The sequence below is a fragment of the Streptomyces boncukensis genome, from assembly GCF_011045075.1.
Lineage (GTDB): Bacteria > Actinomycetota > Actinomycetes > Streptomycetales > Streptomycetaceae > Streptomyces > Streptomyces boncukensis.
The window spans coordinates 1-23,753 of the sequence record NZ_JAAKZZ010000057.1 but is presented as its reverse complement, the minus strand read 5'-3'; the positions used below and the strand labels follow the sequence as shown (position 1 = coordinate 23,753).

Annotated in this window: 18 protein-coding genes and 1 pseudogene; 6 read left to right on the top strand and 13 right to left on the bottom strand. The window is 72.5% G+C overall.

Going from position 1 to position 23,753, the window contains the following annotated elements:
• Positions 1–3: 3 nt before the first annotated feature.
• Positions 4–1,200: an MFS transporter gene (locus G5C65_RS08580; RefSeq protein WP_165298076.1), complete on the top strand. Its 1,197-nt coding sequence runs from the start codon at positions 4–6 to the stop codon at positions 1,198–1,200.
• Here G5C65_RS08580 and pgi read toward each other — a convergent pair.
• The 12 genes and pseudogenes from pgi to G5C65_RS08520 form a co-directional block, all read right to left on the bottom strand.
• A complete protein-coding gene (gene pgi, locus G5C65_RS08575; protein ID WP_165298074.1) occupies positions 1,153–2,802 on the bottom strand; it encodes a glucose-6-phosphate isomerase in 1,650 nt (549 codons plus the stop codon). The genes G5C65_RS08580 and pgi overlap by 48 nt on opposite strands.
• Positions 2,803–2,908: 106 nt before the next feature.
• Positions 2,909–3,244 (bottom strand): RNA polymerase-binding protein RbpA, encoded by a 336-nt coding sequence (locus tag G5C65_RS08570; RefSeq protein WP_165298072.1) that lies wholly within the window; start codon positions 3,242–3,244, stop codon positions 2,909–2,911.
• A gap of 185 nt (positions 3,245–3,429) precedes the next feature.
• Complete coding sequence (gene secG / locus G5C65_RS08565) at positions 3,430–3,666, bottom strand: preprotein translocase subunit SecG (protein WP_338146285.1); 237 nt, start codon at positions 3,664–3,666, stop codon at positions 3,430–3,432.
• A 103-nt stretch (positions 3,667–3,769) separates the two neighbouring features.
• On the bottom strand, positions 3,770–4,546 hold the full coding sequence (tpiA, locus tag G5C65_RS08560; protein WP_165298069.1) for a triose-phosphate isomerase: 777 nt from the start codon (positions 4,544–4,546) through the stop codon (positions 3,770–3,772).
• 5 nt (positions 4,547–4,551) lie between these two features.
• Positions 4,552–5,775, bottom strand: coding sequence for a phosphoglycerate kinase (locus tag G5C65_RS08555; protein WP_165298067.1), 1,224 nt, complete (start codon positions 5,773–5,775; stop codon positions 4,552–4,554).
• Between the two features lie 88 nt (positions 5,776–5,863).
• Entirely contained in the window at positions 5,864–6,868 is a 1,005-nt protein-coding gene (gene gap, locus G5C65_RS08550; protein WP_165298066.1) for a type I glyceraldehyde-3-phosphate dehydrogenase, read from the bottom strand.
• Between the two features lie 154 nt (positions 6,869–7,022).
• Positions 7,023–8,000: a DNA-binding protein WhiA gene (gene whiA, locus G5C65_RS08545; RefSeq protein WP_165298064.1), complete on the bottom strand. Its 978-nt coding sequence runs from the start codon at positions 7,998–8,000 to the stop codon at positions 7,023–7,025.
• Entirely contained in the window at positions 7,991–9,010 is a 1,020-nt protein-coding gene (locus G5C65_RS08540) for a gluconeogenesis factor YvcK family protein (RefSeq protein WP_420903291.1), read from the bottom strand. The genes whiA and G5C65_RS08540 overlap by 10 nt, the downstream gene beginning before the upstream one ends.
• 35 nt (positions 9,011–9,045) lie before the next feature.
• Positions 9,046–10,020: an RNase adapter RapZ gene (gene rapZ / locus G5C65_RS08535; protein WP_165298060.1), complete on the bottom strand. Its 975-nt coding sequence runs from the start codon at positions 10,018–10,020 to the stop codon at positions 9,046–9,048.
• A pseudogene (uvrC, locus tag G5C65_RS08530) lies at positions 9,986–12,092 on the bottom strand (excinuclease ABC subunit UvrC). The gene rapZ and the pseudogene uvrC overlap by 35 nt, the downstream one beginning before the upstream one ends.
• Positions 12,093–12,140: 48 nt before the next feature.
• Positions 12,141–12,797, bottom strand: a complete 657-nt coding sequence (locus tag G5C65_RS08525; RefSeq protein ID WP_165298057.1) for an MBL fold metallo-hydrolase — start codon at positions 12,795–12,797, stop codon at positions 12,141–12,143.
• A 57-nt stretch (positions 12,798–12,854) separates the two neighbouring features.
• On the bottom strand, positions 12,855–13,541 hold the full coding sequence (locus G5C65_RS08520; protein ID WP_165298056.1) for a maleylpyruvate isomerase family mycothiol-dependent enzyme: 687 nt from the start codon (positions 13,539–13,541) through the stop codon (positions 12,855–12,857).
• 200 nt (positions 13,542–13,741) lie between these two features.
• Between G5C65_RS08520 and uvrA the strand changes: the two genes are divergently transcribed.
• Together uvrA and G5C65_RS08510 are read left to right on the top strand one after the other, a co-directional pair.
• Positions 13,742–16,747, top strand: coding sequence for an excinuclease ABC subunit UvrA (uvrA, locus tag G5C65_RS08515; protein WP_165298054.1), 3,006 nt, complete (start codon positions 13,742–13,744; stop codon positions 16,745–16,747).
• Between the two features lie 18 nt (positions 16,748–16,765).
• The gene (locus G5C65_RS08510) at positions 16,766–17,200 is read left to right on the top strand and encodes a Rieske 2Fe-2S domain-containing protein (RefSeq protein ID WP_165298052.1); all 435 of its coding nucleotides are present in this window, start codon (positions 16,766–16,768) and stop codon (positions 17,198–17,200) included.
• 49 nt (positions 17,201–17,249) lie between these two features.
• On the opposite strand, the gene G5C65_RS08505 is transcribed toward G5C65_RS08510, so the two are convergent.
• Positions 17,250–18,191 (bottom strand): hypothetical protein, encoded by a 942-nt coding sequence (locus G5C65_RS08505; RefSeq protein ID WP_165298051.1) that lies wholly within the window; start codon positions 18,189–18,191, stop codon positions 17,250–17,252.
• Positions 18,192–18,381: 190 nt separating this feature from the next.
• On the opposite strand from G5C65_RS08505, the gene G5C65_RS08500 reads away from it, so the two are divergent.
• The 3 genes from G5C65_RS08500 to G5C65_RS08490 all read left to right on the top strand — a co-directional run bounded on the left by G5C65_RS08500 (position 18,382) and on the right by G5C65_RS08490 (position 23,717).
• Complete coding sequence (locus G5C65_RS08500) at positions 18,382–19,044, top strand: papain-like cysteine protease family protein (protein WP_165298050.1); 663 nt, start codon at positions 18,382–18,384, stop codon at positions 19,042–19,044.
• Between the two features lie 4 nt (positions 19,045–19,048).
• Entirely contained in the window at positions 19,049–19,960 is a 912-nt protein-coding gene (locus tag G5C65_RS08495) for a hypothetical protein (protein WP_165298048.1), read from the top strand.
• Between the two features lie 508 nt (positions 19,961–20,468).
• A complete protein-coding gene (locus G5C65_RS08490; protein WP_206441391.1) occupies positions 20,469–23,717 on the top strand; it encodes a phosphodiester glycosidase family protein in 3,249 nt (1,082 codons plus the stop codon).
• Positions 23,718–23,753 lie beyond the last annotated feature (36 nt).

The following is a 23,753-nucleotide window of genomic DNA, read 5'->3' as shown; positions in this document are numbered from 1 at the left end:
TGTATAAGAGACAGCCCCGTCACCCTGCTGTCCCTGGCGCACGCCTGCGTCGACGTCTACCAGGGCGCGGTGGCGGCGCTGGTGCCGTACTTCGTCGCCGAACGCGCCTACACCTACGCGGCGGCCTCCGGCCTCATACTGGCCGCTTCCCTGCTGTCGTCGGTGGCGCAGCCGCTCTTCGGGCTGCTGACCGACCGGTGGCCGCTGCCGTGGCTGCTGCCGGTGAGCACCCTGGCGGGCGGTGCCGGGGTGGCGCTCAGCGGAGTCACCGGCTCCTATCCGCTGACGCTGGCCGTCGTCGCCGCCTCCGGCGTCGGGGTGGCGGCCTTCCATCCGGAGGCAGCGCGGGCCGCACGGGCCGCGAGCGGGGGCAGCCACACCGCGATGAGCTGGTTCTCGCTCGGCGGCAACCTCGGCTTCGCCACGGCTCCGCTGCTGGCGTCCGCCGTCATCGCCACGGGCGGGCTGCGGGCCACCCCGCTGCTGGCCGTCCCGGCGGTGGCGGGCGCGGCCCTGTGCGCGGCGGCGGTGCGTGCCCTCGGCCGCGCCGCGGCCCCGGCCGCCGCCGGGGAGCGGCGGCAGCCGGGCGAGGACGACTGGCGGTCGTTCCTGCGGATGTCGGGCGCGGTGGTCTGCCGTTCGGTGGTCTTCGTCGGGCTGAGCGCGTTCATCTCGCTGTACGCGCGGCAGCGCACCGGGGGCGGGGAGGCCGCGGGCACCGCGGCGCTGTTCGTGCTGTATCTGGGCGGCGCCGTCGGCACCCTGGCCGGGGGGCGGCTCGCGGCACGCTGCGGCCGGGTGACGGTGATCCGCTGGTCGTACGCGCTGACGGTGCCCGCCGTGGCGGGCACCGTCCTGGTACCGGGGCCGGCGCTGTATGTCTGCGTCGCGCTGACCTCGGCGGGGCTGTACGTCCCGTTCTCGCTGCACATCACGCTGGGGCAGGACTATCTGCCGCGGCGGGTGGGGACGGCGAGCGGGGTGACGCTGGGGCTGGCCGTCAGCGCCGGCGGGCTGGCCAGCCCGCTGCTCGGGGCCCTCGCGGACGCGGCGTCGCTGCGGGCCGCGCTGGCCCCGCTGATCGTCCTCCCGGCGGTGGGCTGGCTGCTGATGCGCTCCCTGCGGGAGCCCCCTCCCGGCGGCGGCCGCCGGTCAGCGGCCGCGGAGCGCCCGGTAGCGCTCGACGAGCGCGCTGGTTGACGCGTCCAGCCCGGACACGTCGGCGCCGTCGGTCAGCGCGGGCTCGATCTGCTTGGCCAGCACCTTGCCGAGTTCGACGCCCCACTGGTCGAAGGAGTCGATGTCCCACACGGCGCCCTGGACGAAGACCTTGTGCTCGTACAGCGCGACCAGCTGGCCCAGCACCGAGGGCGTGAGCTCCTCGGCCAGGATGGTGGTCGTCGGGCGGTTGCCGGGGAAGGTGCGGTGCGGCACCTGCTCCTCCGGTACGCCCTCCGCGCGCACCTCCTCCGCCGTCCTGCCGAAGGCCAGCGCCTGGCCCTGGGCGAAGAGGTTGGCCATCAGCAGGTCGTGCTGCCCGCGCAGCGCGCCCAGCTCGGCCACCGGCTCGGCGAAGCCGATCAGGTCGGCGGGGATCATCCTGGTGCCCTGGTGCAGCAGCTGGTAGTACGCGTGCTGGCCGTTGGTGCCCGGCGTGCCCCAGACGACCGGGCCCGTCTGCCAGGCCACCGGGTGGCCCGCGCGGTCCGTCGACTTGCCGTTGGACTCCATGTCCAGCTGCTGCAGATAGGCGGTGAACCGGGAGAAGTAGTGGCTGTAGGGCAGCACGGCGTGCGACTGCGCCCCGTGGAAGCCGCCGTACCACACGCCCAGCAGCCCCAGCAGCAGCGGCGCGTTGGCCTCCGCTGGGGCGGTGCGGAAGTGCTCGTCGACGAGGTGGAAGCCCGCCAGCATCTCGCCGAACCGCTCCGGGCCGATGGCCGCCATCAGGGACAGCCCGATGGCCGAGTCGTACGAGTAGCGCCCGCCGACCCAGTCCCAGAACGCGAACATGTTGTCGGTGTCGATGCCGAACTCGGCGACCTTCGCGGCGTTGGTGGAGACCGCGACGAAGTGCCGGGCCACCGCCGACTCGTCCGCGCCCAGCCCGTCCAGCAGCCAGCTCCTGGCCGCCTTCGCGTTGGTGATGGTCTCGATGGTGGTGAAGGTCTTGGAGGCGACGATGAACAGCGTCTCGGCGGGGTCGAGATCGCGCACGGCCTCGTGCAGATCGGCACCGTCCACATTGGAGACGAAGCGGAACTGCATGTCCCGCCGGGTGTACGGGCGGAGCGCCTCGTACGCCATCGCCGGGCCGAGGTCGGAGCCGCCGATGCCGATGTTCACCACGGTACGGATGCGCTTGCCGGTGTGGCCCGTCCAGTGCCCCTCGCGCACCTTGTCCGCGAAGACGGCCATCTTGCGCAGCACCGCATGCACCTTCGGGACGACGTTCTCGCCGTCGACCGAGACGGTGGCGGACTCGGGGGTGCGCAGCGCGGTGTGCAGCACGGCGCGGTGCTCGGTGACGTTGATCTTCTCGCCGCGGAACATCGCGTCCCGCAGCCGGGTGACCCCGGTGGCCCGGGCCAGCTCGCGCAGCAGCCGCAGGGTCTCGTCCGTGACCAGGTGCTTGGAGTAGTCGAGGTAGAGGTCGCCGACCCGCAGGGCGTAGCGTCGGCCGCGGTCCGGATCCTCGGCGAAGAGGGTGCGCAGATGGGTGTCCCCGAGCTCCTCGCGGTGCTTGGCCAGCGCCTGCCATTCGGGCATCTGATCGAGTCGGGTGCGGCCTTCTGCGTTCATCAGCGATTCAGCCCATTCTTCTCGTAGCGACCCCGCCGATCCCACCCTAAGAGATCAGCGTGTCGGCCGCTCACCCGGGCCGCACCGGCTCAGCAGGCGCCCCGGCTCAGATCTCACCCCGGAGTTTGGCGAGGGCCTCGGCGAGGATCGCCTCCCCGTCCGCGTCGCTGCGCCGCTCCCGGACGTAGGCGAGGTGCGTCTTGTACGGCTCCGTACGCGGCGGGTCCGGGGGGTTCTCCCGGTCCGTTCCTGCGGGGAAGCCACAGCGGGGGCAGTCCCAGGTCTCCGGGATCTGCGCGTCGCTGGCGAAGCTGGGCTGGGTCTCATGCCCGTTGGAGCACCAGAAGGAGATGCGGAGGCGCGGCGCGGACTCGCCCCGCTCAGCCTCCCCCATCGGCCCCGCTCCGACCCGGCTTCCCCGGATCGCGTTGCCACTTGCCACGGTCGTAACTCCCTGCCTCACGGTGCCGCGGAGGGTCTCAGGACCGCTCCGCTGCGGGCGCCCTAGTGTACGTAGGGCCCAACGCGCGTCCAGTAACCGGAGTTACTGCGTCGGCTCCGGGACGCGAGCCTCATGATAGGCAGGGAAGGCGACGCGCTGTCAGCTCTCCCGCACTCCTCGGAGCGTCAGTTGTCGAACTTCATCAGCAGACCGAGTACGACAATCACGGCGAACCAGCCCAGACCGACCACCACAGTGATCCGGTCGAGGTTGCGCTCGGCGACCGAGGAGCCACCGACCGACGACTGCATACCGCCGCCGAACATGTCGGAGAGGCCGCCGCCCTTCCCCTTGTGCATCAGCACGAGCAGCAGCAGCAACCCGCTGAAGACGATGAGGGCGATTGAGAACCCCAAGACCACGGCTGGACCAACTCTCTCGGACTCTACGGATCACGGATGGCTACGGGGCCGGGCCGGGCCCGGCCCCGCAAGCGTACGACGGGTGACGAGGTGCCGTCACACCTTACTGATCGCGGAAGCGGACGATCCTGACGAACTCGTCCGCGTCCAGCGAGGCACCGCCGACCAGCGCACCGTCGATGTCCGGCTGCGCCATGATCTTCGCGACGTTGCCGGCCTTGACGGAGCCGCCGTACTGAATGCGCACCGCCTCGGCGGTCTCCTCGCCGTACAGCTCCCGGAGCCTGCCGCGGATCGCGCCGCAGACCTCCTGAGCGTCCTCCTCGCCGCAGACCTTGCCGGTGCCGATCGCCCACACCGGCTCGTACGCGATGACGAGGGTGACGGCGTCCTTCTGCGGGACGTCCCGGAGCGCGCCGTCGACCTGGGCCAGGGTGTGCGCGACGTGGTTGCCCGCCTCGCGCACCTCCAGCTCCTCGCCGACGCACAGGATCGGGGTCAGGCCGTGCTGGAAGGCGGCCTTCACCTTCGCGTTGACCAGCGGCTCGTCCTCGCCGTGGTACTGGCGGCGCTCCGAGTGGCCGATGGCGACATAGCTGCAGTGCAGCTTGGCCAGCATCGATCCGGAGATCTCGCCGGTGTACGCGCCGGGCTCGTGCGCCGAGATGTCCTGGGCGCCGTACCGGATCTTCAGCTTGTCGCCGTCGACCAGGGTCTGCACCGAGCGCAGATCGGTGAACGGGGGAAGGACGGCGACCTCGACGCCCTCGTAGTCCTTCTCCGTCAGCGCGAAGGCGAGCTTCTGGACATGGGCGATGGCCTCAAGGTGGTTGAGGTTCATCTTCCAGTTGCCCGCCATCAGCGGAGTGCGGGTGGTCATGGGGGTCAGTCCTCCAGTGCGGAGAGGCCGGGGAGGGTCTTGCCCTCAAGGTATTCGAGGCTGGCGCCGCCACCGGTGGAGATGTGGCCGAACGCCGCCTCGTCGAAGCCGAGCTGCCGCACGGCCGCCGCGCTGTCGCCGCCGCCGACGACGGTGAAGGCGGGGCTGTCCAGCAGCGCCTGGGCCACGGCCCGGGTGCCCTCGGCGTAGTCCGGGTGCTCGAAGACGCCCATCGGGCCGTTCCAGAAGACGGTGGCGGTGTCGGCCAGCTTCGCCGCGTACAGCTTGCGGCTCTCGGGTCCGATGTCCAGACCCTCCAGCTCGGCCGGGATCGCGTCGGCCCGGACGGTGACCGGGTGCGTCGGGGCCTTGGACTTCAGGTCCGGGAAGCCGTCGGCCGCCACCACATCGACCGGCAGCACGAACTCCACGCCGAGCTCCCCGGCGCGCTCCAGGTAGCCCTGGACGGCGGGGAGCTGGTCCTCCTGGAGCAGCGACTTGCCCACGTCGTGGCCCTGCGCCTGGAGGAAGGTGTACGCCATGCCGCCGCCGATCAGGATGCGGTCGGCCTTGGTCAGCAGGTGGTCGATGACCCCCAGCTTGTCTGAGACCTTGGCGCCGCCGAGCACGACGGCGTAGGGCCGCCGGACGTCCTCGGTGAGCTTGCGCAACACGCCGACCTCGGTGGCGATCAGGTAGCCCGCGGCGTGCGGCAGCCGGGCCGGGAGGTCGTAGACCGACGCGTGCTTGCGGTGCACGGCGCCGAAGCCGTCGCCGACGTACGCCTCGGCAAGGGCCGCGAGCTGGTCGGCGAACGCGCCGCGCTCGGCGTCGTCCTTGCTGGTCTCGCCCGGGTTGAAGCGGAGGTTCTCCAGCAGCGTGACCCCGCCGTCGGCCATGGCGCCGACGGTGGCCTTCGCGCTGTCCCCGACGGTGTCCGCCGCAAACGCGACATCGCCCCGCACAGAGGTGCCGAGGAGTTCACCGAGCCGCTTCGCGACGGGCGCGAGCGAGTACTGCGGGTCGGGCGCGCCCTTGGGGCGGCCCAGGTGCGAGGCGACGACCACCCGCGCGCCGTGCTCGGCGAGCTTGGTGATCGTGGGGACGGCGGCCCGGATCCGGCCGTCGTCGGTGATGCGCTCGCCGTCGAGCGGGACGTTGAGGTCGGCCCGGACGAACACCCGCCGGCCCGCCACGCCCTCGCCGACGAGATCGTCGATCGTCTTCATGTTGGCTCCTGCCGTCATGCCTGTTCTGCATGGGGCAGGGCCCGTGCGCCGTGCACGAGCCCTGCCCTCGGTGTCGTGCCGCCGGCGCTCAGAGGCGGGAGCCGATGTAGGTGGTGAGGTCGACCAGGCGGTTGGAGTAGCCCCACTCGTTGTCGTACCAGCCGACGACCTTGACCTGCTTGCCCTGGGCCATCGTCAGCGCCGAGTCGAAGGTGCACGAGGGCGGGGTGCCGGCGATGTCCGAGGAGACGATCGGGTCGGCGGTGTACTCCAGGTAGCCCTTCAGCCCGCCCTCGGCGGCCTTCTGGAAGGCGGCGTTCACCTCGTCGGCCGTGACCTCGCGGCCCAGCTCGACGACGAGGTCGGTGACGGAGCCGGTGGGCACCGGGACGCGCATGGCGATGCCGTCCAGCTTGCCCTTGAGCTGCGGGAGGACCAGCGCGGTGGCCTTGGCGGCGCCCGTCGAGGTCGGGATGATGTTCTCGGCGGCGGCGCGGGCGCGGCGCAGGTCCTTGTGCGGGAAGTCCAGGATGCGCTGGTCGTTGGTGTACGCGTGGACGGTCGTCATCAGGCCCTTGGTGATACCGAAGTTCTCGTCCAGGACCTTGGCCATCGGCGCCACGCAGTTGGTGGTGCAGGAGGCGTTGGAGACGATGTGGTGGTTCGCCGGGTCGTACTCGCCCTCGTTGACGCCCATGACGATCGTCTGGTCCTCGTCCTTGGCCGGAGCCGAGATGATGACCTTCTTGGCGCCCGCCGTGATGTGCTTCTCGGCGTCCGCGCGCTTGGTGAAGATGCCGGTGGACTCCACCACGACGTCGACGCCCAGCTCGCCCCACGGGATCTGGGCGGGGTCGCGCTCGGAGAGCACCTTGATGGTGTGGCCACCGACCGTGATGGTGTCCTCGGTGTGGGTGACCTCCTGCTGCAGGCGGCCCAGCAGGGTGTCGTACTTCAGCAGATGGGCGGTGGTCGCGGTGTCACCCAGGTCATTAACCGCCACGATCTCGATGTCCGCACCCTGCTCCAGCAGAGCGCGGAAGTAGTTACGACCGATACGGCCGAAGCCGTTGATGCCTACGCGGATCGTCACGAAACCGATCTCCTCGCTAGGGGCGCCGGTGAGGACACCGGCGAATGCTGTTTGGGATGTCCCCGACCGCGTCCGACCCTACCTCTCCATCGGGGTGGGTCTCACATCGGCCAGGTGGGCCGGAGGGAGGGCCGAGCGGCCCCGTACGGACCGCTCAGCCGACCATTTCCTCCGTCAGAGTGGTCTCGGTTCCCGGGATGCCGAGGTCCTGCGCCCGCTTGTCCGCCATGGCCAGCAGCCGCCGGATCCGGCCCGCCACCGCGTCCTTGGTCAGCGGCGGGTCGGCGAGCGCCCCCAGCTCCTCCAGCGACGCCTGCTTGTGCTCCATGCGCAGCCGCCCGGCCGCCGCCAGATGCTCCGGCACCTCGTCGCCGAGGATCTCCAGCGCCCGCTGCACCCGGGCGCCTGCGGCCACGGCGGCACGGGCCGAGCGGCGCAGATTGGCGTCGTCGAAGTTGGCGAGCCGGTTGGCCGTGGCCCGCACCTCGCGGCGCATCCGCCGCTCCTCCCAGGCCAGCACCGACTCGTGCGCGCCGAGCCGGGTCAACAGCGCGCCGATGGCGTCACCGTCCCGGACGACCACCCGGTCCACGCCGCGCACCTCGCGGGCCTTCGCGGCGATCTGCAGTCTGCGGGCCGCGCCGACCAGCGCCAGCGCCGCCTCGGGCCCCGGGCAGGTGACCTCCAGCGAGGAGCTGCGGCCCGGCTCGGTGAGCGAGCCGTGCGCCAGGAAGGCGCCCCGCCAGGCGGCCTCGGCGTCGCAGGTGGCCCCGGAGACCACCTGCGGGGGCAGGCCCCTGATCGGACGGCCGCGGCCGTCGACCAGCCCCGTCTGCCGTGCGAGCTGATCACCGCCCGCCACCACCCGCACCACGTAGCGGCTGCCTCTGCGCAGCCCGCCGGGAGCCATCACCACCAGGTCGGAGGCGTGTCCGAAGATCTCCAGAATGTCCTTGCGGAGCCGCCGGGCCGCGATGCCCGCATCCAGCTCCGCCTCGATCACGATGCGCCCGCTCACCAGGTGCAGGCCGCCCGCGAAGCGCAGGATCGACGAGACCTCGGACTTCCGGCAGCAGGTCCGGGTGACGGGGAGCCGGGAGATCTCGTCCTTCACCGCAGCCGTCATCGCCATGGGCCGATCCTTCCATGCATCCGAAAAATACGGTCGTACGCGGCGGCCAGCAGCTCCGGGTCGTGCCGGGGAGCCCCCTCGTGCACCGCCACGGGCGCCAGCTCGACCGCCCCGCCGAGCCGTCCCGCGGCCTCGCTCAGGGAGTCCTGGTCGGGCACGGCGTCCTGGTCGGCCAGCACCACGTCGAAGGCGAGTTTAGGGGCGTGTCGGGCCAAAACCTCCAAATGACGCTGCGGGGAAAAACCATCCGTTTCGCCGGGTTGCGGCGCGAGGTTGAGCGAGAGCACCTTGCGGGCCTTGGTCTCGGTCAGGGCTTCGAGGATCTCGGGTACGAGCAGATGCGGAATCACGGACGAGAACCAGGACCCCGGGCCCAGCACCACCCAGTCCGCGTCCAGCAGGGCGCGCACCGCCTCGGGCACGGCCGGCGGGTCGTGCGGCTCCAGGTGCACCTCCTGCACCTCGCCGGGGGTGAGCGCCACGGTGGCCTGGCCCCGGACCGTCGACAGCTCCTGGGGGCGCGCGGGATCGTGCCCGCGCACGCGGGCGCGCAGCTCCAGCGGAACGGCGGACATCGGGAGCACCCTGCCATGCGCCCCGAGCAGCTTGCCCACCAGATCGAGCGCCTGGACGTGGTCGCCGAGCTGCTCCCAGAGGGCGACGATCAGCAGATTGCCGACCGCGTGCTCGTGCAGATCGCCCTTGGACTCGAAGCGGTGCTGGACGACCTCGGCCCAGGTACGGCCCCACTCGTCGTCGCCGCAGAGCGCCGCCAGGGCCTTGCGCAGGTCGCCGGGCGGCAGCACGCCCAGCTCGTCCCGCAGCCGCCCGCTGGAGCCGCCGTCGTCGGCGACGGTGACGACGGCGGTGAGGTCTCCGGTGATCCGGCGCAGCGCGGTGAGCGAGGCGGACAGCCCCATGCCGCCGCCGAGCGCCACCACCTTGGGCGCCTTCCCCGAGGAAGCCCGCAGCCCCGAGGAGCCGCGCAGCCCGCCGCGCGGGCCGACCAGGCGCCGCAGCCGGACGGCCCGGCGCTGCTTCGCCGTCACTCGCGCCCCATGTCGCGGTGGACGACGACCGTCTCCACGCCTCCGTCGGAGAGCCTGCGGGCCAGCTTCTCGGACATCGCGACGCTGCGGTGCTTGCCGCCGGTGCAGCCCACCGCGATCGTCACATACCGCTTGCCCTCGCGGCGGTAGCCGGTGGCGATCAGCTGCAGCAGCTCGCTGTAGCGGTCCAGGAACTCCTTGGCGCCGGGCTGGTTGAACACATAGTTGGAGACCTCCTCGCTGGTGCCGGTGTACGGCCGCAGCTCGGGGACCCAGTGCGGGTTGGGCAGAAAGCGGCAGTCCACCACCAGGTCGGCGTCCACCGGGAGGCCGTACTTGTAGCCGAAGGACATGACGGTGGCGCGCAGCTCCGGCTCCTCGTCTCCCGCGAACTGGGCGTCCAGCTTGGCGCGCAGCTCGTGGACGTTGAGGCTGGAGGTGTCGATCACCAGGTCGGCGTCGCCGCGCAGCTCGCGCAGCAGGTCGCGCTCGGCGGCGATGCCGTCCACGATCCGCCCGTCGCCCTGCAGCGGGTGCGGGCGGCGCACGGACTCGAAACGGCGCACCAGCGCGTCGTCCGACGCCTCCAGGAAGACGATCCGGCGCGCCACGTGGTACCGCTCCAGGTCGGCGAGCGCGCCGCGGAGGTTGTCGAAGAAGTTCCGCCCGCGCACATCGACCACCACCGCGATCCGCGCCACGTTCCCCTGGGAGCGCGCTCCCAGCTCCACCATGGTGGGGATCAGCTCCGGTGGGAGGTTGTCGACGACGAACCAGCCGAGGTCCTCCAGACACTTCGCGGCAGTGCTGCGGCCCGCCCCGGACATCCCGGAGATGATCACCAGCTCCGGGATGGTGGGGCCGCCCTTCTCGTCGGCCTCCGCCGGTGCGGGGCCCTGGGTGTGCGTGTCCACGTGTGCTCCGTCCCGGCGCGGCTCATCCTGGCCGTGCTCCGCGTTCATGCTGCTCATCCCGCTCGTCCCCCGGATGGTCCGATCTCGACGCCGGGGCTCCGGCGTCACTCCCCTTCAACGATCTCACCGGTCGCGGTATTCACCGCCGGGGCCGCCGGGGCGGCACCCGCCAGCGCCGCCGCGACCGCCTCGGCCGTCTTGCGGCCCACGCCCGGCACCTCGGCGATCTCCTCGACACCGGCGGCACGCAGCTTCTTGACCGAGCCGAAGTGCTTGAGCAGGGCCTTCTTCCGGGTCTCGCCGAGCCCCGGGACGGCGTCCAGCGGGGTGGACCGGATCCGCTTGCCGCGCTTGCCCCGCTGGTAGCGGATCGCGAAGCGGTGTGCCTCGTCGCGGACCCGCTGCAGCAGATACAGGCCCTCGCTGGAGCGCGGCAGCACCACCGGGTCCCCCTCGCCGGGCAGCCAGACCTCCTCCAGGCGCTTGGCCAGACCGCAGACGGCGACGTCGTCGACGCCCAGCTCGTCCAGCGCCGCCTGCGCCGCCGCGACCTGCGGCCGCCCCCCGTCGACCACGACCAGCTGCGGAGGGTAGGCGAACTTCCTCGGCCGGCCGTCCTCGTCCCGCGCCTCGCCGCCCACCTCGCCGCTCACCTCGCCGCTCACCTCGCCGCGCGCCTCGTCCCCCGGCGCGTCCGCGCCGCTCTCCGCGTCCCACTCCCCCGTCTTCTGCTTCTCCTGCAGATAGCGCCGGAAGCGGCGGCTGATCACCTCGTGCATGGCGCGCACATCGTCCTGGCCGGTGAAGGATTTGACCTGGAAGCGGCGGTACTCGCTCTTGCGGGCCAGGCCGTCCTCGAAAACGACCATGGAGGCCACCACGTCGTCGCCCTGGAGGTGGGAGATGTCGAAGCACTCGATGCGCAGCGGCGCCGAGTCCAGCTCCAGCGCGTCGGCGATCTCCTCCAGGGCGCGGGAGCGGGTGGTCAGATCGGAGGCGCGCTTGGTCTTGTGCAGCACCAGGGCCTGCTCAGCGTTGCGGTGCACGGTCTCCATCAGGGCGCGCTTGTCGCCCCGGCGCGGGATGCGGAGGCCGACCTGGGAGCCGCGCCGCTCGGACAGCCACTGCGCTATCGGCTCCACCGGCTCGGGCAGCGCCGGGACCAGCACCTCCTTGGGGACGGCGTCCCCGCGCTCCTCGCCGTACAGCTGCTGGAGGGCGTGCTCGACCAGCCCTGCGGTGCCGACGTCCTCGACCTTGTCGGTGACCCAGCCGCGCTGGCCGCGCACCCGGCCGCCGCGCACATGGAAGATCTGGACGGCGGCCTCCAGCTCGTCCTCGGCGACGGCGACCAGGTCGGCGTCCGTGGCGTCGGTGAGCACCACGGCGCTCTTCTCCATGGCGCGCTTGAGCGCGTCGATGTCGTCCCGCAGCCGGGCCGCCTTCTCGTACTCCATCTCCTCGGCGGCCTCGCCCATCGCGCGCTCCAGGCGGCGCAGATGCGAGCCGGTGTGGCCCGCCATGAAGTCGCAGAACTCCTCGGCCAGCTCGCGGTGCTCCTCGGGGCCGATCCGGCCGACGCAGGGCGCCGCGCACTTGCCGATGTACCCCAGCAGACAGGGCCGGCCGATCTGCGCCGAGCGCTTGAAGACCCCGGCCGAGCAGGTGCGCACCGGGAACGCGCGCAGCATCAGGTCGACCGTCTCGCGGATGGCCCACGCCTGGCCGTACGGCCCGAAGTAGCGCACGCCCTTCTTCTTCTGGCCGCGCATCACCTGGACGCGGGGGAACTCCTCGTTCATCGTCACCGCGAGATACGGATAGCTCTTGTCGTCGCGGTACTTGACGTTGAACCGGGGGTCGTACTCCTTGATCCAGGAGTACTCCAGCTGGAGCGCCTCGACCTCCGTGTTCACCACGGTCCACTCGACGGAGGCGGCCGTGGTGACCATGGTGCGGGTGCGCGGGTGCAGACTCGCGAGGTCCTGGAAGTAATTGGCCAGGCGCTGGCGGAGGCTCTTCGCCTTGCCGACGTAGATCACCCGGCGGTGCTCGTCGCGGAAGCGGTAGACCCCGGGCGAGTCGGGGATCTCTCCCGGTCCGGGTCGGTAGGTGGAGGGGTCTGCCATGGCGGTCACCCTACTGGGGCGGGGTGACAGCGCGGGGACCCGCGGGCCCTACCAGCCGCGCTCGCGCCACGCGGTGAGGTGGGGGCGCTCGGCGCCGAGGGTGGTGTCGCCGCCGTGCCCCGGATACACCCAGGTCTCGTCCGGGAGCCGGTCGAACAGCTTGGTCTCGACGTCGTGCAGCAGGGAGGCGAACCGGCCCTGGTCGCCCCAGGTGTTGCCCACCCCGCCGGGGAAGAGGCAGTCGCCGGTGAACACATGCGGGTGGCCGTGCGGGTCGTCGTAGACCAGTGCGATCGATCCCGGGGTGTGCCCGGCGAGATGGCGGGCCGTCAGCTCCACCTGCCCCACGCGGAGGATGTCGCCGTCGTCGACCAGGACGTCGGTGCGGACGGGGATCCCCTCCGCGTCCTCCCGCCCCGCGTAGGTGCGGGCACCGGTCGCCCCGACCACCTCGGCGAGGGCCTGCCAGTGGTCGCCGTGCTGGTGGGTGGTGACGACGGAGGCGATGCCGTCCCTGCCGATGAGGTCCAGCAGGGTGCGCGGCTCGTTGGCGGCGTCGATCAGCAGCTGCTCGTCGGTGGCGCGGCAGCGCAGCAGATACGCGTTGTTGTCCATGGGGCCGACGGCCACCTTGGAGATCATGAGGGCCTGCAGCTCGTGTACGTCGGCCGGGCCGCCCGCCTTTACCGCTCCGCTGTATGCCATGCCTCCACGATAGTGGCTTCCCGCTGCGCGAGGGGGCGCCGTTCAGGGGCGGCCTCTTCAGAGCGAGGGGAGCTCGGGAAGGGGGCCCCGCGCCGATAGGCCGGAGCCGCTCGTGCGGCCGGTGAGCCAGCCGACCAGCGCCGTCGCGCTGCCCGCTACGACCACCGGCTCGCCCTCGGCCGCTCCGGTCCGCAGCACCCGGCCGTCCTCGACCCGCAGCTCGACCGCCTCCGGCACCTGGGCGTGCCCGGAGAAGCGGCGGGCCATGTTCGCCAGCTCCCGGTCGACGAAGGCACCCGGCAGGTCCGCCAGGCCGTAGCCGATGCCGAGGTCGACATGGTGCAGCTCGACCTCGATCCAGCGGCGGAACGGAACAGAGCCGGCGGTGTCCCGCACCCCGTTCCGCAGCTCGACGGTGCGGTCCCATGCGGTCTCCGCCGCGAACCGCGTGTCGAGCCGCTCCGCGCTCGTACGGAAGTCGTCGAGCTGGACGGCGAGCGGGCGTGGCGCGTCGCGCTCGATGTCCCCGTCGCGCACCTCGGCGCCGGCGTACATCGGGCGCCCGTCGAGCACGTTGATCAGCGCGTCGGCGTTGCGCGCCACGTGGGCGAGGACATGGCCGCGGGTCCAGCCGGGCAGCAGCGAGGGCTCGGTGACGGCCGCCGGATCCAGCGCTCCGGCCGCGCTCAGCAGCCGGTCGGTCGCGGTCCGCAGCAGTTCGACGTCGTGCGCAGGCGAGGTCATGATCCAAATCTAGTGGGGCCACTCCTTCGAGTGGAAGATGGCGGAATCCCTCCGTAAATCGAAAGCCCGTGCTATATGGTCGGGGTCTCGGTGCTTCCCCGGAAGCGGACACCACTCCGCCGCGCACCGTCCTACTCTTGGTCGGGGATCCCGCTTCCGTCGCGGGAGTCCCGCGTCTCACATGAAAGGTGCCAACCGGCGTGGCCGACCGTCTTCTCGTCCGTGGCGCTCGCGAGCACAATCTCCAGAACGTCTCGATCGACCTCCCCCGTGACTCCCTCATCGTCTTCACAGGGCTGTCGGGCTCGGGGAAGTCCTCGCTCGCCTTCGACACGATCTTCGCTGAGGGGCAGCGGCGCTACGTCGAGTCGCTGTCCGCCTACGCGCGGCAGTTCCTCGGGCAGATGGACAAGCCCGACGTCGACTTCATCGAGGGCCTGTCGCCCGCGGTCTCCATCGACCAGAAGTCGACCTCCCGCAATCCCCGCTCGACGGTCGGCACGATCACCGAGGTCTACGACTACCTCCGGCTGCTGTACGCCCGGATCGGCAAGCCGCACTGCCCGCAGTGCGGGCGCCCGATCGCGCGGCAGTCGCCGCAGGCGATCGTGGACAAGGTGCTGGGCCTGGAGGAGGGCAGCCGCTTCCAGGTGCTCTCGCCGCTGGTGCGCGAGCGCAAGGGCGAGTTCCTGGACCTGTTCAACGAGCTGCAGACCAAGGGGTACAGCAGGGCGCGGGTCGACGGGCAGACCGTCCAGCTCTCCGAGCCGCCCAAGCTCAAGAAGCAGGAGAAGCACACCATCGAGGTGGTCGTGGACCGCCTCACCGTCAAGAGCAGCGCCAAGCGGCGGCTGACCGACTCGGTGGAGACGGCCCTCGGGCTGTCCGGCGGCATGGTGATCCTCGACTTCGTGGACCTGTCCGAGGACGACCCGCAGCGCGAGCGGATGTACTCGGAGCACCTCTACTGCCCGTACGACGACCTGTCGTTCGAGGAGCTGGAGCCCCGCTCCTTCTCGTTCAACTCCCCCTTCGGCGCCTGCCCGGAGTGCACCGGCATCGGCACCCGGATGGAGGTGGACCCGGAGCTGATCGTCCCGGACGAGGACAAGTCGCTGGACGAGGGCGCCCTCCACCCCTGGTCGCACGGGCATACCAAGGACTACTTCGGCCGCATCATCGGCGCCCTGGCGGACGCGCTCGGCTTCCGTACGGACATCCCCTGGGCCGGGCTGCCGCAGCGCGCCAAGAAGGCGCTGCTGTACGGCCACAAGACCCAGATCGAGGTGCGCTACCGCAATCGGTACGGCCGCGAGCGGGCGTACACCACCGCCTTCGAGGGCGTGGTGCCGTTCGTCAAGCGGCGGCACGCGGAGGCGGAGACGGACAGCAGCCGGGAGCGCTTCGAGGGCTATATGCGCGAGGTGCCCTGCCCGGCCTGCGAGGGGACGCGGCTCAAGCCGCTGATCCTGGCGGTCACCATGCAGGGCAGGTCCATCGCGGAGGTGTCCGCGATGTCGATCACCGAGTGCGCCGACTTCCTGCGCGAGATGACGCTGAACGACCGCGAGAAGGTCATCGCGGAGCGCGTGCTGAAGGAGGTCAACGAGCGGCTGCGGTTCCTGGTCGACGTCGGCCTGGACTATCTGACGCTCAACCGCGCCGCCGGGACGCTCTCCGGCGGCGAGGCCCAGCGCATCCGGCTGGCCACGCAGATCGGCTCCGGCCTGGTGGGTGTGCTGTACGTGCTGGACGAGCCGTCCATCGGGCTGCACCAGCGGGACAACCACCGGCTGATCGAGACGCTGGTGCGGCTGCGCGACATGGGCAACACGCTGATCGTCGTGGAGCACGACGAGGACACCATCAAGGCGTCCGACTGGGTCGTGGACATCGGTCCGGGGGCCGGCGAGCACGGCGGGAAGGTCGTGCACAGCGGCACGCTGAAGGAGCTGCTGGGGAACGCCGCCTCGATCACCGGCGACTATCTGTCCGGCAAGCGGGAGATCGCGACGCCGGACGTCCGCCGTCCCGCCGAGCCGGGCCGCGAGCTGGTGGTGCGCGGCGCCCGGGAGAACAACCTGCGGGACATCGACGTCGCCTTCCCGCTCGGCGTGCTCACGGCGGTGACGGGCGTCTCGGGCTCCGGCAAGTCGACGCTGGTCAACGACATCCTCTACACCCACCTGGCGCGCGAGCTGAACGGCGCGAAGTCCGTTCCCGGCCGGCACACCCGGGTGGACGGCGACGACCTGGTGGACAAGGTCGTGCACGTCGACCAGTCGCCCATCGGCCGTACGCCGCGCTCCAACCCGGCGACGTACACCGGCGTCTTCGACCACGTCCGCAAGCTGTTCGCGGAGACGACGGAGGCGAAGGTCCGCGGCTACCAGCAGGGCCGCTTCTCGTTCAACGTGAAGGGCGGCCGGTGCGAGAACTGCTCCGGCGACGGCACCATCAAGATCGAGATGAACTTCCTGCCGGACGTCTACGTCCCCTGCGAGGTCTGCCACGGCGCCCGGTACAACCGGGAGACCCTGGAGGTGCACTACAAGGGCAAGAGCATCGCCGAGGTCCTGGACATGCCAATCGAGCAGGCCCTGGACTTCTTCGAGGCGGTGCCCAGCATCGCCCGCCATCTGCGCACCCTCAACGACGTCGGCCTGGGGTACGTACGGCTGGGCCAGCCCGCGCCCACCCTGTCGGGCGGCGAGGCGCAGCGCGTCAAGCTCGCCAGCGAGCTGCAGAAGCGCTCCACGGGGCGCACGGTCTATGTGCTGGACGAGCCCACCACGGGCCTCCACTTCGAGGACATCCGCAAGCTCATCGGCGTGCTGGACGGACTGGTCGACAAGGGCAACACGGTCATCGTCATCGAGCACAACCTGGACGTCATCAAGACGGCCGACTGGGTCGTCGACATGGGCCCCGAGGGCGGCCACGGCGGCGGCACGCTGGTCGCGGAGGGCACCCCGGAGCAGGTGGCCGGCATCCCGGCGAGCCACACCGGGAAGTTCCTGCGCGAGTTGCTGGGCGACCGGGTGAGCGACGCGCCTCCGGCGGCGAAGGCGCCGGCGAAGCGGGCGGGGGCGAAGAAGACGGCCCCGAAGAAGGCCACGGCAACGGCCACGGCAAAGAAGGCCACGGCGAAGAAGAGCGCCGCGAAGAAGACCGCGGCGAGGAGGAGCGCAGGGCGCGAGGGGTGAGCGCGTAGGGTACGGCGCGTGACGCACCACGATCAGTACGCCTCGCGCCGTACCCTCCTGTGCGGCGCCGCCCTGGCCGCGCTCGGCCTCACCGCCTGCGGCGGCGGCTCGGACGGCGGGTCCCGGAACGCCTCGTCCGGGCCGTCGGAGGCCGTCTCCCTCGGCGAGGCGAACGAGGTTCCGGTCGGCGGCGGGACGGCGTACACCGACGAGAAGGTCGTCGTCTCGCAGCCGGAGAAGGGCCGGTTCCGGGCGTTCTCCGGGGTCTGCCCGCACCAGGGCGCGGTCATCGACAAGGCGGAGGGCGGCGAGTTCGTCTGCCCGCTGCACGGCAGCCGGTTCCAGGTGGACACCGGGGAGGTGGCCAGGGGCCCGGCGAGCACGCCCCTGCCCGAGCTCGAAGTGCGGGTGAAGGACGGCAAGCTGGTGGCGGGCCCGCAGCGGGAGAGCTGAGGGCCTGTCTCCTGCCGGGGCGGGGCCGCCCCTGTCGCGTCCCGGAGCGTCAGGGCCACTCCCAGCCGATGCCGAGGATGCCGGGTCCGGCGTCGGCGCGTACCAGGTGCACGGTCCGGTTCACCCCGCTCAGCGGCAGCTCCTGGGCCCCCGAGGGCCGCGCCGCTGCGGAGGTCCGCGCGAAGCTGTGGCAGCGCACCGGCAGCTGCCCCGCGTCGAAGCCCACCTGCAGGACGTACCGGCCGCCGCCGAAGCTGAAGCCGCGCACATACTCCTGGCAGGCGCCGCCGGTCCCGTCCTCGAAGGTGTAGCCGAAGACATGGGTCTCGCCGGACCGCAGCCGGGTGTCGAACAGCAGCTCCGTGACCACGATCGCGGTCCCCGCGCTCCAGCGGACGCGCCCCACGCGGCAGTTCTCGTCGGCCCGCACCCGCACCCGGCCGGGCGTGCAGCCCGGGTCGCCGTGGTGGATGGCCAGATAGCGGTCCACGCCGTCCCGGTGCGCGCGGACGGCCTGCTGCGAGGAGCGGGTGAGGAGCTGGCGCCCCGGGCCGATGCGTACCCGCTCCCAGTGGTCGAGGGTGTGCAGCCCGCCGTCGGGCGGCGAGCCCAGCTCGGCCAGCAGGACGCGCAGCACGGCGGAGTCCGCGAAGAGCGTCTGGTACGAGCGGGAAGCGGGCCGCTCCTGTCCGCCGCCGCCCGCCGGCGCGAGCAGCCGCAGCAGCGACTCCGGGGGCAGGCCCAGCACCTCCTCCAGCGCGCGCACGGCGCGCAGTGACTCGGCGCGCGCGGGGCGGCGGGCGCCCTGTTGCCAGTAGCTGAGGCTGGTGACACCGATATGGATGCCGCGCTGGGCCAGCCGGTGGCGCACCCGGTGCAGCGCGAGACCGCGCGCCTCGATCGCGGTCCGCAGGGCCAGATGGAAGGGGCCGGTGCGCAGCACCTGGTCCAGTGCCGCCGGGGCGTCCCGCCCCGGGGAGTGAACGTTCACAGCCTCCGCACCGCCCCTCCGTCGTCCACCAGCCCGTGAGCCGGATCCGTTCACCTGGGGACGTGGCCGTTCACACCGCTTCCCGCCCCGTATCGAAGCGCGTTGACCGAACACCGACAAGCCAGGATGCTCAACTCAGCGGCATCCGGATGCGCGCTCCTCCACCCCCCTCTTCCCTGGGAGGAACGCCATGTCCCCACTGATACCGCGCCGACGCGGCCGCGCCGGCGCACACCGTACCCGGCGCCGACGCGCCACTGTGGCCGCGGCCGCCGCCGCGGCCCTGCTCGCCGTCCCCGCGACGGTTGCCACGGCAGCCCCCGGCCCGGCGGACGGGGCCGGCGGCGGCGCGCGGACGGAGCAGCAGACACTGGCCGCGAAGCGGCTCGACATCACCATGCAGGCCCAGCAGCAGAGCAACTGGTGCTGGGGGGCGGCGGGCAACACCATCGCCGCCTACCTGGGCAGAAGCTACAGCCAGAACGCCTTCTGCAACGCCGCGTTCGGCCGGAGCCAGGGCTCGTCCTGCCCGAACTGGCAGGCCACCCTCGGCAACGTGCAGAACGCGCTCGGCTGGATGGGCATCAACCGCGGTTCGTACGTCACCGGCTGGCTGCGCTACGGCACCGTGCAGCAGGAGATCAACGCGAACCGCCCCGTGGAGACCCGCATCGGCTGGACCTCGGGCGGCGGCCATATGCATGTGCTCTACGGCTACGACACCAGCGAGGGCTGGGTCTACTGGGGCGACCCCTGGCCGTCCAACAGCCGCTACAACTGGGCGACGCACAACTGGTACATCGACAACTACGAGTTCGCATGGACCCACTCCCTCTACCGGATCGGAGCGTGAGGTCATGACCATCACCAACCGCTCCCCGCACACCCGGCTGCGCGCCTCCGCGACCGCCGGGGCGCTGGCCGCCGTCCTGCTCAGCCTCGCGCCCCACGCGCACGCCGCCGGAGGCAGCCGGTCCGGCCCGTCCGCACCCGAGCCGCCCGCTCCGCCGAAGGGGGCGGCAGCGGCGGCCCACCGGGCGGCCGCCGACGACGGCACGCTGCGGACGCTCTCCCGGTTCTTCGCGCGGGACGGCGCGGTCAGCGCGGCCGGCGCGCAGCCCCGCGTCACGGGCCGGACGGTGCCCGTCTACACCCTCTCGGCGGACTTCGTCGCGGCCTCGTCCGCCCGGAGCGCCGCCACGACCCCGGTGGCCCGGCTGGCGCTGTTCGCCAGCGCGGCCGTCGCCTCCGACGGGCAGCGCGCCTCGGTCATGTCCGCGCGGACGGAGCGGGGCTGGCGGGTCGTCAACATCGCGACCGGCGACGACGAGACCCGCTACGCGGCGAAGGGCGCCGCCAGGGCACCCGGCGGCACCGTGTTCCAGGAGCCGCAGATCGACGCGTGGTACGTCCAGGACGGCGCCCGGGTGCTCCCGCTGGACCGCGACGCACGGAAGGCGGTCGGCGCGGACGGGACCAGCCTGCGCGCGTACCAGCAGCGGGTCCACGACGCGTACGGGGACAAGCTGCCCGGCTCGGCGTACGACAAGAAGGGGCTGGCGGGCGGGTTCGGCCCGCGGGGCGGGGACCCGCAGAGCGGGGACCCGCAGCGGGTGGCGTCGCCCGAGAGCGCCGGGAACGGCAGCGGCTCGTCGTCCGGTTCGACGGGCGCGCTGGGTGCCGTCGGGGCCAGCGCCGTCGTGCTCGCGGTGGCGGCCGGGGGAGGCGGCTGGTTGGCCCGCCGCCGGGTGCGGAGCCTCCCAGGGTAGAACAGGCCCGCGGTTGCCCTCTTGCCGTTGCGTCTGGGCCGGGGCTGCCCCTGCCCCTGCCCCTGCCTGTGCCGGTGCAGGCTGCGGCGCGACAGCAAGGGGCAGCCCCGGCCCGGCACGGTTCGCCGAGAACGCTCCGACCCGGTGTGAACCACTGCGCTGTCCGAGTGTTCATGCGGATTTCTCTCAGCCATCTGGTGTAGACCGGTGCCCCCTGGGACGCTGTGCGCCGCCGCACGCCGAGAGCCTGACGTGCGGCGGCGCACCAGTGCCGACAACACACGTGTCTGTGGGGTACGCGTTGAGACAAGTCCACGCACACCGAAGAAGACCGTTCACCCGCCCCTTGCTGACGGGCACAGCACTCGCCGCTCTGGCCGCAGGGCTGCTGCCGGCCGGAGCCGTCGCCGCGGAGACGCGCGGCGCGCCCTCCGCGCAGGCCGGGGCCGTCCAGCAGCACCCCCTCGCTCCCGCCTCGGCGCGGGATGCCGACGGCGGCGGCGCGGGGATGGAGTTGGAGCGCACCACCCGGCCGGTGGCGCCGGGCGCCAAGCTCACCTCGTTCTCGCGGCTGGAGCCGGACAAGTGGCTGCGGGCCGACGCACTCAGCTTCACGCTCGGCAGCGGCTCCCGGGGCACCCGGGCCGACTACCTCTCCTCCGGGAAGGTCGCCGAGCGCAAGCCGCTCAGCGAGCTGGTGAAGCAGCACGACCCCGGCAAGGGGCGGCGCACCGTCGCCGCGCTCAACGGCGACTTCTTCGACATCAACCAGACGGGCGCGCCCCTCGGCCCCGGCCTGCGGAACGGCCGGGCCACCCACTCTCCGGCGTCCGGCGCCTCCGAGGCGGTCGGCATCGGGCCGCGCGCCGCCGGCCGGATACTCGACCTCTACTTCGAGGGCACCCTCGACCTGCCGGGCGGCAAGCGGAAGCTGGAGGGCTACAACGCCGCGGACGTACCGCTGAACGGCGTCGCCGCGTACACCTCCCAGTGGGGCGAGGCCGACCGGGCGCAGACCGTCGACGAATCCGAGCGCACCACCGAGGTGACGGTCGAGGACGGAGCGGTCACCTCGGTGGCCGAGAAGCCCGGCAAGGGCGCGATCCCCGACGGCGTCACCGTGCTGCTGGGCCGCGACCTGGGCGCGGACGCGCTCGCGAAGCTGCGCACCGGGGACAAGGTGTCCTGGGAGTACCACGTGCGGACCGACGACGGCTCGCCGGCGCCCCGCACGGCGGTCGGCGGGCGCGGTGTGCTGGTCCGGGACGGCGAGCCGCAGGACTGGGACGGACGTCCGAACAACGCGACGGCGCCCCGTACGGCGGTCGGCTTCTCCCGGGACGGCGGCACCATGCACGTCCTCAGCGTCGACGGACGGCAGGCCGCCTCCGGCGGGGTCACCCTCACCGAGCTGGCCAAGATGATGCGGAAGCTCGGCGCCTACAACGCGCTCAACCTCGACGGCGGCGGCTCCTCCACGCTGCTCGCCCGCGAACCGGGCGCGCGGGAGCCGCAGTTGGAGAACTCGCCCTCGGACGGCGAGGAGCGCGAGGTCCCCAACGGGCTGGCGCTCACCGCGCCGCAGGGCAGCGGGCGGCTGAAGGGCTTCTGGGTGCAGACGGCCACGGACCGCGACCGGGCGCCGACGGCGGACAACATCCCCGGCGGCCACCCCGAGCGCGTCTTCCCCGGCCTCACCCGCAAGCTGACGGCGGCCGGCTACGACGAGACGTACGGCCCGGCCGCCGGGCAGCCGCACTGGCGTACGTCCCGGCCCGGCGTCGGCAGGGTCGGCGGCGACGGCACGTTCCGGGCGCGCCGCACCGGCGGCACCGAGGTGGTGGCGCGCCGGGGCGCGGCGCGGGGCTCGACCAAGGTCCAGGTCGTGGGCGCGCTGGAGCGTATCGCGCCCACGGCGGAGCGGGTCGGGCTCACCGACAGCGGCGACACCGGTACCTTCGGCCTGCTCGGCTACGACGCCGACGGCACCAGCGCGCCCATCGAACCGGCCGACGTGCGGCTGGAGTACGACCGCGCGCGGTTCACGGTGACCCCCGATCCGGATGCGGGCACGGGCGCCTTCCAGGTGCGGGCCCGGCCGGGGAACGACTCCGGCTCCGCCACGGTCACCGCGACCGTGCGGGGGCGCACGGCGAAGCTCGCGGTGACGGTCGGGCTGCGGGACGAGACCTCGGCCGACTTCGAGGACGCGTCGGCCTGGCGCTTCACCTCGGCGCGCGCCGACGGCGAGCTCGCGGCCGACCCCGGCGGGCACACCGGCACCGGGCTGCGGATGAGCTACGACTTCACCCAGTCCACCGCCACCCGCGCCGCGTACGCCAACCCGCCCGTCGCGATCCCCGTCCCGGGGCAGCCGAAGAGCTTCACGCTGTGGCTCAAGGGCGACGGCCACGGCGCCTGGCCGTCCCTCCACCTCAAGGACGCGGTCGGCACGGACCATGTGCTGCGCGGCCCGCTGGTGGAGTGGGAGGGCTGGCGGAAGCTCACGTTCGAGGTGCCGGAGGGCGTGGCGTATCCGCTGCGGGTGCAGCGCTTCTATCTCGCCGAGACCCGCCCCGCCGCGCAGTACCGGGGCGAGGTGGTGCTGGACCAGCTGACGGCGCGGATACCGCCGGACGTCGACCTGCCGGCCGCCGAGCGCCCGCACGACCCGGTGGTGTCGACCGCGGCCTCGGCGGCGGGCCGCGACTGGCGGTTCGCGGTGGTCTCGGACGCGCAGTTCGTGGCGCGCGACCCGGACAGCGACATCGTGCGCCAGGCGCGCCGCACGCTGCGCGAGATCCGCGCCGCCGGACCGGACTTCGTGATCGTCAACGGCGACCTGGTGGACGAGGGGGCGCCGGAGGATCTGAAGTTCGCCCGGAAGGTGCTGGAGGAGGAGCTGGGCGACGCCGTGCCCTGGTACTACGTCCCCGGCAACCATGAGGTGATGGGCGGCTCGCTCGACGACTTCGTCCGCGAGTTCGGGCCGCCGCGGCGTACCTTCGACCACAAGGGCACCCGGTTCATCACCCTGGACACCTCGTCACTGACGCTGCGCGGCGGCGGGTACGCGCAGTTCCAGGAGCTGCGCAGACAGCTGGACGCGGCGGCGCGGAACCGGCGCATCGGCTCGGTGGTGGTCGTCCAGCACGTGCCGCCGCGCGACCCGACACCGCAGCACGCCAGCCAGCTCACCGACCGGATGGAGGCGGACCTGCTGGAGGACTGGCTGGGCGGCTTCCGGGCCCGCACCGGCAAGGGCGCGGCGCTGATCGGCGCGCACGCCGGGATCTTCGACGCCACCCGGATCGACGGAGTGCCGTATCTGATCAACGGCAACTCCGGGAAGGCGCCCGCGTCCCCGCCGGACGAGGGCGGCTTCACCGGCTGGTCGCTGCTGGGCGTCGACCGGGGCAGGCCCTCCCGGCACGGCGGCTGGCTGTCGGCCCAGATCCGCGCCCATGTGGACGCGCTCAGCCTCGCCGCACCGGGCGAGGTGCGGGTGGGGAAGCGGGCGAAGGCACGGGCGACGGTACGTCAGGCGGGGCGCGACATCCCGGTGTCCTGGCCGATGAGCGCCGACTGGCCCGCGTCCCGCGGGCTGTGCGTCAAGAACACGGTGCCCCGGGGCCGCTGCGTGGCGGCCTTCGACCCGGAGACGGGGGCCCTCACGGGCCGCCGCCCGGGGCGGGTGACGCTGCGGGTCGAGGTCAACGGAGTGCCGGCGGAGCGGGTGGTGCGGATCACCCGTTAGGTATCCGGCGGATCGCTCGCACCTGCCCCCCTGCCC